The sequence below is a fragment of the Caballeronia sp. DA-9 genome (assembly GCF_051615025.1).
GTDB lineage: Bacteria > Pseudomonadota > Gammaproteobacteria > Burkholderiales > Burkholderiaceae > Caballeronia > Caballeronia sordidicola.
Genome location: NZ_CP195131.1, coordinates 1,097,151 through 1,110,191 on the forward strand (window position 1 = coordinate 1,097,151; position 13,041 = coordinate 1,110,191).

A 13,041-nucleotide genomic window follows, 5' to 3' on the forward strand; every position below is an offset into this window, starting at 1 on the left:
GTCCGTTCATGGTGCGCTCAATGAAACCGGGAGTGGTTTGTTCCAGTCAGAAAACTTAGTGCGCCACGGTCGTCGCAAGCCGCGCAAGACAGAACAGAAGCGCACCAAATCCGCCAGCCAGTCCAATGGCGACCACTGGCAGCAATGGCAGCTTTATCGCTGCCATATCGGCTTGATGCGATGCGCTCTTGCGTACGCCAAAGAAACTCCACAGTACGATTCTCAGCATTCTTAGAAAAGCCATGACTCACCTCTCGCTGTTGACCAACGGCAAAACATTTTCAGTGATGTCATCGTAGAGCCAATCAGACGCGGGAAACAGCAGCAGTTGGACGAAGTTTTACAGCAGCAGCGAGTTAGCTTCTCCTGGCTGTCTCAGGTCTGAGCCCTGTATCTGCTACCCAGGATTCGATGTCATCTGCTTCTTGAACCGGACGCGCGGCTCCCTTACCTTGGTGCGCCGCCCTGCTTCAAACGCATCCTCCGGCTTCAAGTATTCGCTGATCGCCTGGAAACGATGCAGGGCCTATTCGACACGACCGCTGGACCGCCGCGACAATGTACCAATACACCGAATTCGATAGAACTTTCGTACGCAGCCGAGCGGCGCAATTCCGCGATCAGATCGAGCGCTGGCAGAGCGGGAAATTGAGCGAAGACGATTTCCGTCCGCTTCGTCTGCAGAACGGCTGGTATGTTCAACGCCATGCTCCGATGCTGCGTGTCGCGGTACCCTATGGCGAGCTCTCGAGTGCGCAGCTTCGCGTGTTGGCCCGCGTGGCGCGTGAGTATGATGAACCCGAGGCAGAGGTGTATCGGCTTGCGTCCGAGGCGCAACGAAAACTCGGTACAGTTCGCCTGCCCACCCATTACGCTCATTTCACCACGCGCACAAATGTCCAGTTCAACTGGATACCGCTCTCGAAGGCCGCTGACTTCATGGACCTTCTGGCAAGCGTAGACATGCACGGCATCCAGACCAGCGGTAACTGCATCCGCAATATCTCCTGCGATGAACGCGCCGGCGTGACGCCCGACGAGGTCGCCGATCCCAGGCCCTTCGCGGAAATCATGCGCCAGTGGACAACGCTGCACCGGAATTCGCATTCCTGCCGCGCAAGTTCAAGATCGCGATAACGGGCGCAGCAGAAGATCGCGCGGCGACGGACTGGCACGATGTCGGCCTGCACTTGCTGCGCAACGATGCGGGCGAGCTGGGTTTTCGGGTGTCTGCCGGTGGGGGCATGGGACGCACGCCAATACTTGGGACGGTGCTGCGCGAGTTCCTGCCATGGCGCCACATCATGAACTACATCGAGGCGGTGGTACGCGTCTATAACCAGTACGGCCGCCGCGACAACAAATACAAGGCGCGCATCAAGATTTTGGTGAAGGCCGAAGGCCAGCGTTATATCGATGATGTCGAGGCTGAATTTCGTCAGATCGTGGAGCACGATGGCGGCCCGCACACCATCCCCCAAGCGGAACTGGATCGCGTGAGCGCATCGTTCCTCTCACCGCAGTTGGCCCGGCGCGCAGCGCACGCCAACTCCAGTGGTCTTGATACGCTGAACGCCAAGGCTGCACAGCATCCTTTGTTCGAACGCTGGCTGCACCGCAATGTCGCGCAACACAAGGACCCGTCGATGCGAATCGTCACGCTCTCGTTCAAGCGGCTCCTTCAGGCGCCAGGCGACGCCTCGGCCGACCAGCTCGACCTGGTCGCGGAACTCGCGGACCGCTTTTCCGCAGGCGAGGCGCGCGTGACGCACACGCAGAACCTCGTGCTCCCCCGGGTGCATGCCGACGACCTGTTCGCGCTTTGGGAGGCGGCCAGCAACGCGGGCCTCGCAAGTGCGAATGTGCATCTACTCACCGACATGATTGCGTGTCCGGGAGGAGACTTTTGCGCGTTGGCAAACGCGCGCTCGATCCCCGTGGCGCAGGCAATCACCGAGCGTTACCAGGATCTCGATGAGCTTAATGACATTGGCGAGATCGATCTCCATATCAGTGGCTGCATCAACTCGTGCGGCCATCACCATAGCGGCCATATCGGAATTCTCGGGGTCGACAAGGATGGCAAGGAGTGGTATCAGGTTACGCTTGGCGGATCAGACGGTTCGGCCACTAGCGGCCCGGCGCAACCGGGCAAGGTAATCGGACCATCTTTCTCAGCGCCGGAAGTGCCAGAAGTCATCGAGGCGGTTCTTTCCACGTACCTTGCGATCAGGCAGGACATTGGCACGCGGCAGGAACACTTCATCGAGACGGTAAGGCGCGTCGGGCTTGATCCCTTCAAGGCCGCCGCCAACGATGTACGCACGAATGGAGAGAGGGCTGCATGACCGATACCGCGCACATCAGGCTTCTTACGACACGCGAGCACGCGGTCGATCATGCGCGGCAGGTTGTGTCGCTCGCCAACGACGAGGATCCGCTCGCATTGAAAGATCGGGTTCGCGAGATCGAGCGCATAGAACTGCAGTTCCCCCATTTCACCGATGGCCGGGCCTACAGCCAGGCCTATCTGCTGCGCCGACGACTCGGCTTCACCGGCGATCTGCGAGCGACTGGCGACGTGCTGATTGACCAGCTCATCCAGATGGAGCGCACCGGATTTTCCAGCGCAGTGTTGAAAGACGGCGTTGACCCGGCTGACGCAAAACGTCAGTTTGAGAGGTTCCCGGCCTTCTATCAAAGTGACGTGGCGAGTGCAATGCCAGCACTTCAAGGTAATGCGATCGGAAAGCCGATGCAAGAGAATTAGCGCGCCGCCCGCCTTGGGATCACCGCACAATATGGATGCCTCACGACATCACACGATCGTTGCGGTGGACAGACGAGCGCCGCATCGAGATCGAGTGCACGGCCGACTGCAACCTGTTCGTCCGAAACTGTACGACTGGTTTCCGCCGCAACGCAGCCTCAAGCAGAGCGGCACTTATAAAAGTCAGGCCGCTTGCAGGTGGAAACAAATCGCTTGACTCATTCACCCGTTTTCAATATCGGTCGAGGAAATACCCCTCGTTTCGCTCGAGTTGAAAATGGAGGCACACATGCCGGCCAATATGTCATACCGTCGTGTCTTGATGCGCCTGGTGACTGGCTCTACCGCATTACTGACGGCGATATCACCGGCGCTCGGGCAAACCGGAAATCAGAAGCCCAATATCATCTTGCTGGTTTCCGACGACACAGGATGGGGCGATCTCGGCGTTTATGGCGGTGGTCAGGGTCGCGGTGCGCCCACGCCAAATCTTGATCGCATGGCGCGTGAAGGTATGCAGTTCTGGGACTTTTATGGCCAACCCAGTTGCACGCCTGGCCGCGCCGCGATGCAAACCGGCAGGCTCCCCAACCGGAGCGGCATGACGACCGTCGCGGCTCCAGGACAGGGAGGCGGCCTGCCGAAGAACGAAGTGACCGTCGCCGATGTCCTCAAGAAAGCCGGGTACTCGACGTTCTTCTCCGGCAAATGGCATCTCGGAGAAGCTGACTATGCCATGCCGACTGCTCACGGATATGACGAGATGAAAAACGTCTATCTGTACCATCTGAACGCGTACACCTACGCCGACAAGAAATGGAATCCGGATTGGCCTGCAGAAGTACCCACGGTCAGCGCGCTCGGAGAGATTGAAGGCAAGGCGGGCGAAAAATTCCGGGAAGTACGCAAGGTTTCTGGCGATGACATTCCCTTGCTCGATCAGGGCATCGAGGCCGCATCCGTCGACTACATCAAGGCGCATGGGAACGATAGCAAGCCGTTCTTCATGAGCATCAACTTTACAAAGAACCATCAACCAAATTTGCCGGCACCGGAATTTGTCGGGAAGTCGGACGTCAAGACAAAGTATGGAGACGCGGTCGTAGAGCTCGACACCCGGGTGGGCCGAATCATGGATGCGCTACGGGCTGCGGGCCTCGACAAGAATACTTTGGTCTTTTACACAGTCGACAACGGCGCGTGGCAGGATGTTTACCCGGACTCGGGTTACACGCCGTTTCGCGGGACCAAGGGTACGGATATGGAAGCGGGCAGCCGCGTTCCCGCCTTGGCGTGGTGGCCAGGGCACATAAAACCGGGCGCGACGTCATGGGATATCGTTGGCGGACTCGACCTCATGGCGACGTTCGCGGACATAGCCGGAACGACGTTGCCGACAACCGACCGGGAAGGCAAGCCGACGATCTTTGATAGCTACGACATGACCCCGATCCTGTTGGGCACCGGTAAATCCAAGCGCACGTTCTGGCTTTATCAAACGGAAGATGAGATCGCGCCCGGAGCCATCCGTGTCGGCAAATTCAAGGCCGTGTTCAACCTGCGTGGAGACTATCCTCCTTTTAGCGAGGATGACCATACAGGGTGGAAGGGCCAGGAAAAGTACGTTGCCACGGTGCCGCGCATTTATGATTTACAGTCGGACCCCGGCGAGCACTACGATATTCTGATGACCAACTGGACTGAAAAGAGCTGGACGGTTCCAATATTCGACTCGGTGATGAAAACGGTCGTCGCCAGCTATGTGAAGTATCCGCCAGCACCCGCACAAAGCACGACTTACACCGGGCCCGTCAAGAACTCTCAATTTCAGATGGTCGAAGCGTTGAAGGCGCGCCTTGCAGGACTTCAAAAATCTGCCGGCGCGGGCGACTGATTTTGCTTGTATGGACTCTCCGGGCGAGATGGTCGAGTCCGTATCCACCACCACGTCCGGCCGCGCCCAGCCGTTCTGTAGCGTTCCCTCGCCTCCGATACACGCAGCGATTGCTGCGACGGCAAGAACCCGAGTGTGAGGTCTTGTCATTACCGGAGCCCTTTCGCTACCAGGGCTCAGAAGGCGATGGTCGCTGTCGCCATCACACTTGTTGTACTCTTGAGCCGGTTCACGCTGACAATCGACGGCACCCACCGCAAACTCGCTGACAAAGGCTTACCCTCTATCTTGGTGTCGTACGTGACGATCGGACCCATCGAAAAGTCGTGTCCGACAAAGCCATTCAACTTGTCGGCCACCGGCCCGGAGTCATTCCCGAGTTGCTGGACCGTACCCAGAACCAGCCCCATGCCTAATCCATTCGGAAACTTCTTCAGCGCCAGTGCATCAAGCGTGAACAGCGGTGCGTTCTGATAGTTTGTCGCCGTGTTCTTTGTGTAGAACTGCAGATTACCCACGACATCGAACTCCAAACCGTATTTTGGAACGAACTTGGTAAAGGCGACCTGCGGTACGAACGTCCAGTTGTTGAGACTCGCGTTTGCCAACGCGCTCGGGTCATAGCGACCCGTGGGTGCCCAGAAGTTGAAGCTCAGTGAAATGTGCGCGGTCTGGGAGAAGTGGTACCCCGCCACTATCGGCGTGAAATACAGGTCGAACAGGTTGGACGCCCTGTCGCTGCTCGACGTTCCCACACGACCCGCAGCAAACGATGCGTTCACTTCCGTCCAGACGTAGGGCACCGTGATACCCGATGCGAAGTCCCAGCCACCCGCGCCGCCCCACACTCTCAGCACGCTGGCAAGCGTAAAAGCAATCTGCGCATCGACGCCAAGAGACGCCTTGCCTGCAATCGGCACTTGCCGGTTGCCGCCGATTGAACCATCGATATAAATCTGCTCGATGCTGACTATGGTGACCGGCTCGGGTGGCACGATACCGATTCCGGAAAGCACGCTCATGCCAGCGACCGGACGTCCCAAGGCGGATTCTGTCGCGTTTGCCGATGTTATCGATGCGAGCGCCGCGACAGTGGCAATGGAAATTCGCAGAAGTGCCCGTAATTTCTGTGAACGAAGAGCGAGCGCATCTTTATCGGATCTGATGCTCATCGGCATAGCCTTAACAAAGGGGCGGCCGCCAAGCCACCTGAATTACGAGGTTTATGGTTGTATTGAAGTCGCCGTGCGTGCCGGGAAAGCGGCCTTTCGCCTGACTTCATTCACAAGACAAAGGCGTCGCACACCACCGCTCACAACCGGGCGGATTGGCACGACGGCCAAGTCATAGCGCCACCGATATACGGATTCAAACGCGTCGTCAATTGTGATTTCGAGCTAGCGTGTCGGAGGGGCGCACAAGCGATTTCTTTATTCGGCCGCGCCGGTCCAGCGTTCATATTCGCGAAAGCTTAACTAACGCGAACCCCGAATTTATCTGGATTGCCCGCCGGCCGCGCCATCGGTAACCTTGCTTGTACATCCCTGCAAATTCCGCCACGCCCGGGCTGGATCCACTCACTCTCAGGACGGCGTCATGCTGAAGAACGTTGCAACATCCAGAATCTCGCCACTGCGATGCCGCCAGAAAGTCCCGAAAAGGAACACAGGCTCTGGTATCAGTATTATTTCCATGGCCGGCAATGGCCGACCGCACATGGGCCACGAGCCTGCATCAACACACCGGCAGTCCAATCCGAAAAACAGATCTGTATGAATTGTCCACGGGTGCGGCCCTCCGTGGACTTTTTACTTGGTGCTACTTGGTCTCGCTTGCTGAAGGGATCCCGGACCCATTCGTGCAGGCTCGTTTCGCCAACGCGGTCGCTTCATACCTTCAACTGATGCGGCATGGTCGGCTGCTCTTCTGCATCAACGCGCACTTCCAGCAACGCCGGGCCGGGCGCGCGCAACGTCGCTTGCACGGCCTGCGAAACCTCCGCTGGCGCTGCACATCGGAATCCTTGCGCACCGCATGCAGTGGCGACTTGAGCGTAGTCGATGCCGCCCAGTTCGCATCCGTACGCCGGATTGCCGAGCTCGCGCTGCTCGAAAAGCACCTCGGCGAGCGCGTCGTTGCGCAGCAGGAAGACCTTGATGGGTAGCTGATTCTTGACGGCCGTGGACATTTCGGCCATCAGCATGGCAAACCCGCCATCGCCGACAATTGCCACGACCTGCCTGCTAGGATTGGCCAGTTGCGCCGCGATGGCGAAGGGCAAGCCGGGGGCCATGGTCGCGAGCATGCCGGTCGCGACTAACTGCTGACCGCGGCGAAGCGTCAGGAAACGTGCGGCGAAATGCGTGTTTGCGCCGCAATCGAGGCAAATGAGTGCATCGGGTGCAAGCGCATTGCTGATGGTGCGGATCACGCTTTGGGGACGCAGCGGAACACGCTGCGTCGCGGCAACCTGATCGAGCAATCGGTTCCACTGAACAACGCGCGCCTGACTTTCACGCAAAAATACATCGTCCTTTTGCCGCAGCATGGGCAACAGCGCCCGCAAGGTCGACCTTGTATCGCCAACAAGACCGATCTCCGCCGGATAACGCAAGCCTATGCGCTCCGCCTTCATGTCGATCTGCACGCAGCGCGCGGCGCCCGGTTTCGGATACGAGTCGACCCAGGGCATGGTCGAACCGATGATCAACAGCGTGTCGCAGGAGTGCATGGCTTCCTCGGACGGCACGGTGCCGAGATGGCCAATGCCGCCCGTGGAAAACGGCGAGTCGTCAGGAAGCGCGGCGCGGCCGAGCAGCGCTTTTGCGACCGGCGCGTTGAGCCGCGCCGCCAGTTGCTCCAGTTCCGCTGTCGCGCCCAGCGCACCTTGGCCTGCAAGGATCGCGACGCGCTTGCCCGCGTTGATAAGGCCGGCGACGGCTTGAAGATCGTCGGCGGAAGGAGCCGGCGCGGGACGGTTCCAGTTGGTCGATGTCCGTAGTCCGTGGTTTTCCATCGACGCCTTGTCGCTCGCGAGCCGCTGCGCCTGAATGTCCTTCGATATCGTCAGGTGCGCGACGCCACGGCCGCCGAGCGCCGAACGGCACGCAATGTCCGTCACCACCAAAGCGTGGCGCGGCCCAGTGATGACAGTGTTGTAGAGCGCAACGTCCTCCATCAGTGCTGTCGTACTGACGCTTTGCATGAAGCGCGTGCCGAGCAGATCGTGGAACGTCAGACCGGTGATGGCGAGAACGGGCGCACCGTCGAAATGCGCATCGTAGAGACCGTTCATCAGATGAACCGCGCCCGGGCCGGTGGTGGCGACGCAAACGCCCAAACGTCCGGTTGATTTAGCCCAGCCCGACGCCATGAACGCAGCCGCCTCTTCGTGCCTCACGCCAATGAACCGGATCTTGTCGCGGCGCTGCCGCAAGGCTTCGATCAGCGGATTGATGCCGTCGCCGACCATGCCGAACACGTGGTCGACATCCCAGGCAAGCAGCGTGTTCACAATGATGTCAGCGGTCGTGTCAGAGTCCGCGGCAGCGCCTTCGGGCTGACTCACCCTGTGCAGCGGCTGTCCGGGAAGCGCATCGGGCACGCCGGACTGGGCGCTCGCCGCGCGGACGGCCAGCAAGCTGGCGCTGCCGAGTGCCGCTGCGCCCAGCAGCGTGCGGCGTTGCGGAGATTGCGGGGGTTTATCGGATACGTTCATAACTGACTCCTGCTACTACGATGGTCAATTGAAAGTCCGTCAAACGCACTTCAGAAAGCAATGCGAAAGATCAGGCGTACGCGCGGAATCGTTCCGGGTTTCCAGCACGTATGCTCAGCAAACAACGGGCCGGTCGACGTAGCTTGCGCACGAGGCTACCGTTGTCAAAGGGGGGCGCCATGAAGGTTCAGAACATCACGATGCGTGGCGCCGTCTGCGATTCGCCTGGAAGGTGGGGCGGGAAGTCAAACATTCATTGAGTCAGCGCACGCTGGCAATTCGCACCAGGGAATTGCGCAGCCGCAACGCGGTACTGCTGACCGAGCCGGTTTGGTTAAACGACAGCGCGTTTTTTTCGAGTGTGCAGACGTGTGGTGTGGCTTGGGGGATAAGCATTGACAATGTCATTTCCAACAGCTTGCAACACTGGCTACAGTGCTTCCTGCAACGTCAGCGGCCCCGACGCCATGATGGTGAGCGTCGCATTCGTGGCGTCTTCAACCCTGCCACTGACCGGTGCGTCCAGCAAGGCGAATTTTCCTGCTACCCTCCTAGCCAGATCGCGCACCTAGACTGGCGACAAGCTGCTCATCACAATGAGCGCAGAGTCTTCTCGGGTGATTATCGGCCGGCGCCTGGTGCGGCGCCGTTATGCCTGGCCCGATTTATCGCTAACCGGCCAGAATAACCGCGTATCACGAACCTCACTGCTCAAGCGGTGAACCCGCCATTCACGTCGACCACCGACCCCGTGATGAAGCCGGCATCCGGCCCGGCGAGAAACACAATTGCCGCCGCAACTTCCTCGACGGCTGCATATCGATGAATGGCGTGCGACTCCATAATGATCGGCGGGAGCTTTCCCTTCGACGCGGCGGCCATGTCGGTATCCATCATGCCGGCCTGGACAACATTGACCGTAATGTTGCGCGCGCCAAGGTCACGTGCGGCGCCCTTGCTGTAACCCACAACCGCGGCCTTGCTAGCTGCATAGTCGGTCGTGCCCGGAAACGCGATCCGCGTGCCGAGGCCGGAACCGACCGAGATGATGCGTCCTCCGTCCGGTAACACCCTGGCGGCTGCACGGATGTTGGCAACAACGCCCATCGTATTGATGATCCATTGCCGATCCATCGCCGCATTGTCGATTTCCGGATCATCGATGGTCCTGCCCTGCCATGCGACGGCGGCATTGTTCACCAGGATATCGAGCTTCCCCAATGTTTCGACCACGTTCTGGATCAGCGGTGCGGCCGCGCCAGGGTCGCCCTGATCCGCCCGGATCGCGACGGCGCGCACGCCCTTCGCCTTCAGGACCTCGACGAGCGCCGCCGCCTTTTCTTCCGATGCGACATAACTGATCGCGATGTCAGCGCCCTGGTCAGCAAGTGCGATTGCGGTTGCGGCGCCCAGACCGCGCGAGCCACCGGTGACAAGGGCAACTTTGCCCGAAAGAGTTTTATTCATTGTTAGCCCATTTGTTGATATGAAAAAATGTTTTACTCCGGCTCTACGCTTACCAGGGCAAGCGCTCGTCAAGGAAGAAGAAGCCACCAGTGGGGCCCTCCTCGCCCAGGGTGGCGTATTGGACGGCCGTGCGAGCGCCGTCCTCTACGCTCATCGTCGCCCGCTCGCCGCCCATCCCGGTCCTGAGCCATCCGGGATGGATAGCGTTGATCTTGATCGGTGTGCCACGCAGTTCCTCCGCGATCAATACGGTGAATGCGTTCAGCGCGGCCTTCGAGCTGTCGTATCCGAGCGCGCGCACTGGATAGACTGGCGAGGCCGGATCGGAAAGATGCGTGAGCGAGCCCCGAATGCTCGACACATTGACCACACGCGGCGCGTCCGAGCGCTTGAGCAGTGGAAGCAGCAACTGCGTCAGAAAGATGGGGGCGAAGAAGTTCACCTCGAACGTCTCGCGCAACACGTGCGGCAACGCTTCACTGGGCTGCCGTGGCGCTGGCGTCCCTCCGTCGGGACTATCCAGCAGGATTCCGGCGTTGTTGACCAGGATGTCCAGCTTGCCGTGCGCGTTGTCGATCGATGCATAAGCCGCCCTTCGATCCTCCTCATGCGTGACGTCGAGCTTGAGCGCGGATGCCGCGCCGCCACGCTCGCGCAGTTCGGCCGCAACATCTTCGGCTTTCCGATGGTCACGCGCGCCGACGATAACGTGTGCACCACGCGCTGCGAGATCGCGGCTGATTTCGACGCCGAGACCTCGTGCGGCGCCGGTCACAAGCGCTACCTTGCCAATCAGTGAATCTGTTGTGTTGCCTGCCATGGTGGCTCTCCTTCTGTAGCTGAATGAACGGGTGGATTTGACGGATGGCCCTTGCCAAAACCCGCCGTAGACACATCGAACATGATGATGAAAAAATCGCTCATGACGTCCCCGTCTTTGCGGGCAACAAAAGCTCCAAAGAACTAAGCGGGCCGCCGAGTTCCATCTGGCGACCCGCCCCCGCAAGCCGTCCGAGCGCGACCGGATGGAAGCCTAGTTCCTCTATCAGACTTGCAACTGTCGAGACGGCTTCGCTCTCGTCTCCGGCGACAAAGAGCACTCGCTTCATGCCCGCAGGCGTAGGCGCGAACATCACCGTGAATGGCAGCGTGTTGAACGCCTTCACGACGCGTGCAGACGGCGCAAGCCTGGCGACAGACTCGCTTCCGGAATCACCCCTGAGATCGTCGACGCGAAAATCCGGGGCATAGCTGACAAAAATGTTGGTCGTGTCGACGAGGATGCGCCCTTCCCATGAGATGTCGGGTTTAAGCACCTCCGGCACCTTCAGCCAGGGCACCGCGAGGAAGATCACGTCGCACGCAAGCGCCTCTGAAACCGAGGCGGGCTTCGCCGCCGTCCCAGTCTGCGCGAGACGAGTGACCAGGCTTTCCGGACCTCGACTGTTTGCAATGAAGACGTCGTGACCGACTGCCGCGAGTCCGCAGGCGAGCGTCATGCCCACGGTGGCCGAACCAAGAATTCCGATTTTCATTTCGCGTCTCCAGGCGTTCAGTAGCGTCTTCGACGTCAAATCCTTCAGTATCAAATACAATACCGATCGATATAGTAACGAACGGTACTTTTCAACAGAGCATGAGTCAAGTGTTTTATACTGTCCGTTATTGAAACCGGTTTCGGATGCGCTATGGGGCGACACAAACAGTTTGATGAAGACGAGGCGCTTAACGCCGCCTTGTCCGTGTTCTGGCAGAACGGATATGAGGGGACATCGTTTGACGACTTGACGAAGGCCACGGGCGTGGCTCGCCCCGGCCTCTATGCCGCGTTCGGTAATAAGGAAGCGCTCTTTCGCAAGGCTCTTGATCTCTATGGCGCCAAGTACATGGGCTTCATGACCGAGGCATTGAACGAGCCTACCTCCCTGAGAGTCGTAGAACGCATCCTCCGAGGCTCGGCCGTTCTTCACACCATGAACTCCGCTCACCCCGGCTGCCTGGGTTTAAATGGCGCGCTTGCGTGTTCGGATGACGCCGAACCTATTCGTCGCGAACTCATCCGACGTCGCGCTGCGACGCAATTGGCGCTACGCCGGCGTCTGGAGCGCGCGCAACGGGAAGGGGATCTGCCATCATCGGTAAGCTGCGCGACGCTCGCGTCGTTTGTGATGGCCGTCTCACAAGGTATGGCAGTACAGGCGAAAGCGGGCGCGTCCAAAAAGACCCTTGATGGACTGGTCGACCATGTGCTCGGCACATGGCCTAAGACCTCCAGATAGCGGACGTTCTCCCCGGCTCGGTAGAACTCACGCCCGCTCTGCAGCCAAGGCGACCGAAATGCTAGACCTGTGCGAGTCCACCATCCACGAAAATTTCCGCACCGTTGATGAAACTCGAATCATCAGACGCAAGGAATGCGACGACCTTGCCGACCTCTTCCGCTTCGCCGACGCGACCCAGGGGGATTTGGGTCGCCAGGTAGTCAAGCAGACCTTGTTGCGCGGTGGCATCCGGGCCGGCAAGACCCACGAGGCCGGGCGTGTGAATGGGACCAGGGCTGATCGTGTTGATGCGGATGCCACGCCCCTTAAGGTCAAGAATCCAGCTGCGGACGAGATTGCGGACCGCGGCCTTTGTAGCGCTGTAAACACTGAACGAGGGCGTTCCCATGATGCTCGTATTTGAACCGGTGATGATGACCGAAGCGCCTTCACCCAGCAGCGGCAGCGCGCACTGCACCGTGAAGAGCACGCCCTTCACATTGCGGTCGAAGGTATCGTCGTACTGCGCCTCTGTGATCGAACCCAAAGGCAGAAAGGAGCCACCACCGGCGTTGGCGAAAAGCACGTCAACGCGGCCGGCAACGGATTTGACCGTCGCGAACAGCGTTTCCAGGTCGGGCAGTTTCGCCGAGTCCGCTTGAATTCCGATGGCGCCGGCGCCGATTTCCTCGACTGCGGCATCAAGCTCCGCCTGACGGCGTCCGGTGACGAATACCTGCGCCCCCGCATGCGCGAACACCTTGGCCGTCGCAAGCCCGATGCCAGTGCTGCCGCCCGTAATCACGGCTACCTTGCCGTCCAGTTTGCTGCTCATGTCGCTCTCCATTTTCAGGTGTGGTCGAAGAGTCAACACAATATGGCGCGCGGCTTCTTGAATAAAGACAGCGTTTCCTAATTCATAGTTTCTCCA

At 59.5% G+C, this 13,041-nt stretch carries 12 protein-coding genes and 1 pseudogene; 4 read left to right on the forward strand and 9 right to left on the reverse strand.

Annotated features, from left to right (window positions below; genetic code table 11):
• Positions 1 to 55: 55 nt before the first annotated feature.
• A complete protein-coding gene (locus ACRWA7_RS04860) occupies positions 56 to 244 on the reverse strand; it encodes a DUF2970 domain-containing protein (RefSeq protein ID WP_060819581.1) in 189 nt (62 codons plus the stop codon).
• 314 nt (positions 245 to 558) lie between these two features.
• Here ACRWA7_RS04860 and ACRWA7_RS04865 point away from each other — a divergent pair.
• The 3 genes and pseudogenes from ACRWA7_RS04865 (at position 559) to ACRWA7_RS04875 (ending at position 4,664) form a co-directional block, all read left to right on the forward strand.
• Positions 559 to 2,348: pseudogene (locus ACRWA7_RS04865) on the forward strand (nitrite/sulfite reductase).
• Positions 2,345 to 2,770, forward strand: coding sequence for a DUF934 domain-containing protein (locus ACRWA7_RS04870; RefSeq protein ID WP_438390301.1), 426 nt, complete (start codon positions 2,345 to 2,347; stop codon positions 2,768 to 2,770). The pseudogene ACRWA7_RS04865 and the gene ACRWA7_RS04870 overlap by 4 nt, the downstream one beginning before the upstream one ends.
• 289 nt (positions 2,771 to 3,059) lie before the next feature.
• Positions 3,060 to 4,664 (forward strand): arylsulfatase, encoded by a 1,605-nt coding sequence (locus ACRWA7_RS04875; protein ID WP_438390302.1) that lies wholly within the window; start codon positions 3,060 to 3,062, stop codon positions 4,662 to 4,664.
• Positions 4,665 to 4,840: 176 nt separating this feature from the next.
• Here ACRWA7_RS04875 and ACRWA7_RS04880 read toward each other — a convergent pair whose 3' ends face one another.
• The 7 genes from ACRWA7_RS04880 to ACRWA7_RS04910 all read right to left on the reverse strand — a co-directional run bounded on the left by ACRWA7_RS04880 (position 4,841) and on the right by ACRWA7_RS04910 (position 11,384).
• Positions 4,841 to 5,836 carry a SphA family protein gene (locus ACRWA7_RS04880; protein ID WP_438390303.1) on the reverse strand — a complete coding sequence of 332 codons (996 nt, stop codon included), beginning with the start codon at positions 5,834 to 5,836 and terminating at the stop codon, positions 4,841 to 4,843.
• 716 nt (positions 5,837 to 6,552) lie between these two features.
• The gene (locus ACRWA7_RS04885; protein ID WP_438390304.1) at positions 6,553 to 8,382 is read right to left on the reverse strand and encodes a thiamine pyrophosphate-binding protein; all 1,830 of its coding nucleotides are present in this window, start codon (positions 8,380 to 8,382) and stop codon (positions 6,553 to 6,555) included.
• A 261-nt stretch (positions 8,383 to 8,643) separates the two neighbouring features.
• The gene (locus tag ACRWA7_RS04890; RefSeq protein WP_438390305.1) at positions 8,644 to 8,778 is read right to left on the reverse strand and encodes a hypothetical protein; all 135 of its coding nucleotides are present in this window, start codon (positions 8,776 to 8,778) and stop codon (positions 8,644 to 8,646) included.
• Between the two features lie 34 nt (positions 8,779 to 8,812).
• On the reverse strand, positions 8,813 to 8,911 hold the full coding sequence (locus tag ACRWA7_RS04895; protein WP_157766633.1) for an NAD(P)-binding domain-containing protein: 99 nt from the start codon (positions 8,909 to 8,911) through the stop codon (positions 8,813 to 8,815).
• A gap of 182 nt (positions 8,912 to 9,093) precedes the next feature.
• Entirely contained in the window at positions 9,094 to 9,849 is a 756-nt protein-coding gene (locus ACRWA7_RS04900; RefSeq protein WP_060819574.1) for an SDR family NAD(P)-dependent oxidoreductase, read from the reverse strand.
• A gap of 49 nt (positions 9,850 to 9,898) precedes the next feature.
• Positions 9,899 to 10,669, reverse strand: a complete 771-nt coding sequence (locus ACRWA7_RS04905; RefSeq protein ID WP_060819571.1) for an SDR family NAD(P)-dependent oxidoreductase — start codon at positions 10,667 to 10,669, stop codon at positions 9,899 to 9,901.
• Positions 10,670 to 10,769: 100 nt separating this feature from the next.
• A complete protein-coding gene (locus tag ACRWA7_RS04910; protein WP_438390306.1) occupies positions 10,770 to 11,384 on the reverse strand; it encodes an NADPH-dependent F420 reductase in 615 nt (204 codons plus the stop codon).
• A 153-nt stretch (positions 11,385 to 11,537) separates the two neighbouring features.
• Here ACRWA7_RS04910 and ACRWA7_RS04915 point away from each other — a divergent pair, with 153 nt between their 5' ends.
• The gene (locus tag ACRWA7_RS04915; protein ID WP_438390307.1) at positions 11,538 to 12,128 is read left to right on the forward strand and encodes a TetR/AcrR family transcriptional regulator; all 591 of its coding nucleotides are present in this window, start codon (positions 11,538 to 11,540) and stop codon (positions 12,126 to 12,128) included.
• Positions 12,129 to 12,189: 61 nt separating this feature from the next.
• On the opposite strand, the gene ACRWA7_RS04920 is transcribed toward ACRWA7_RS04915, so the two are convergent.
• Positions 12,190 to 12,945: an SDR family NAD(P)-dependent oxidoreductase gene (locus tag ACRWA7_RS04920; protein ID WP_438390308.1), complete on the reverse strand. Its 756-nt coding sequence runs from the start codon at positions 12,943 to 12,945 to the stop codon at positions 12,190 to 12,192.
• Between the last annotated feature and the right edge of the window lie 96 nt (positions 12,946 to 13,041).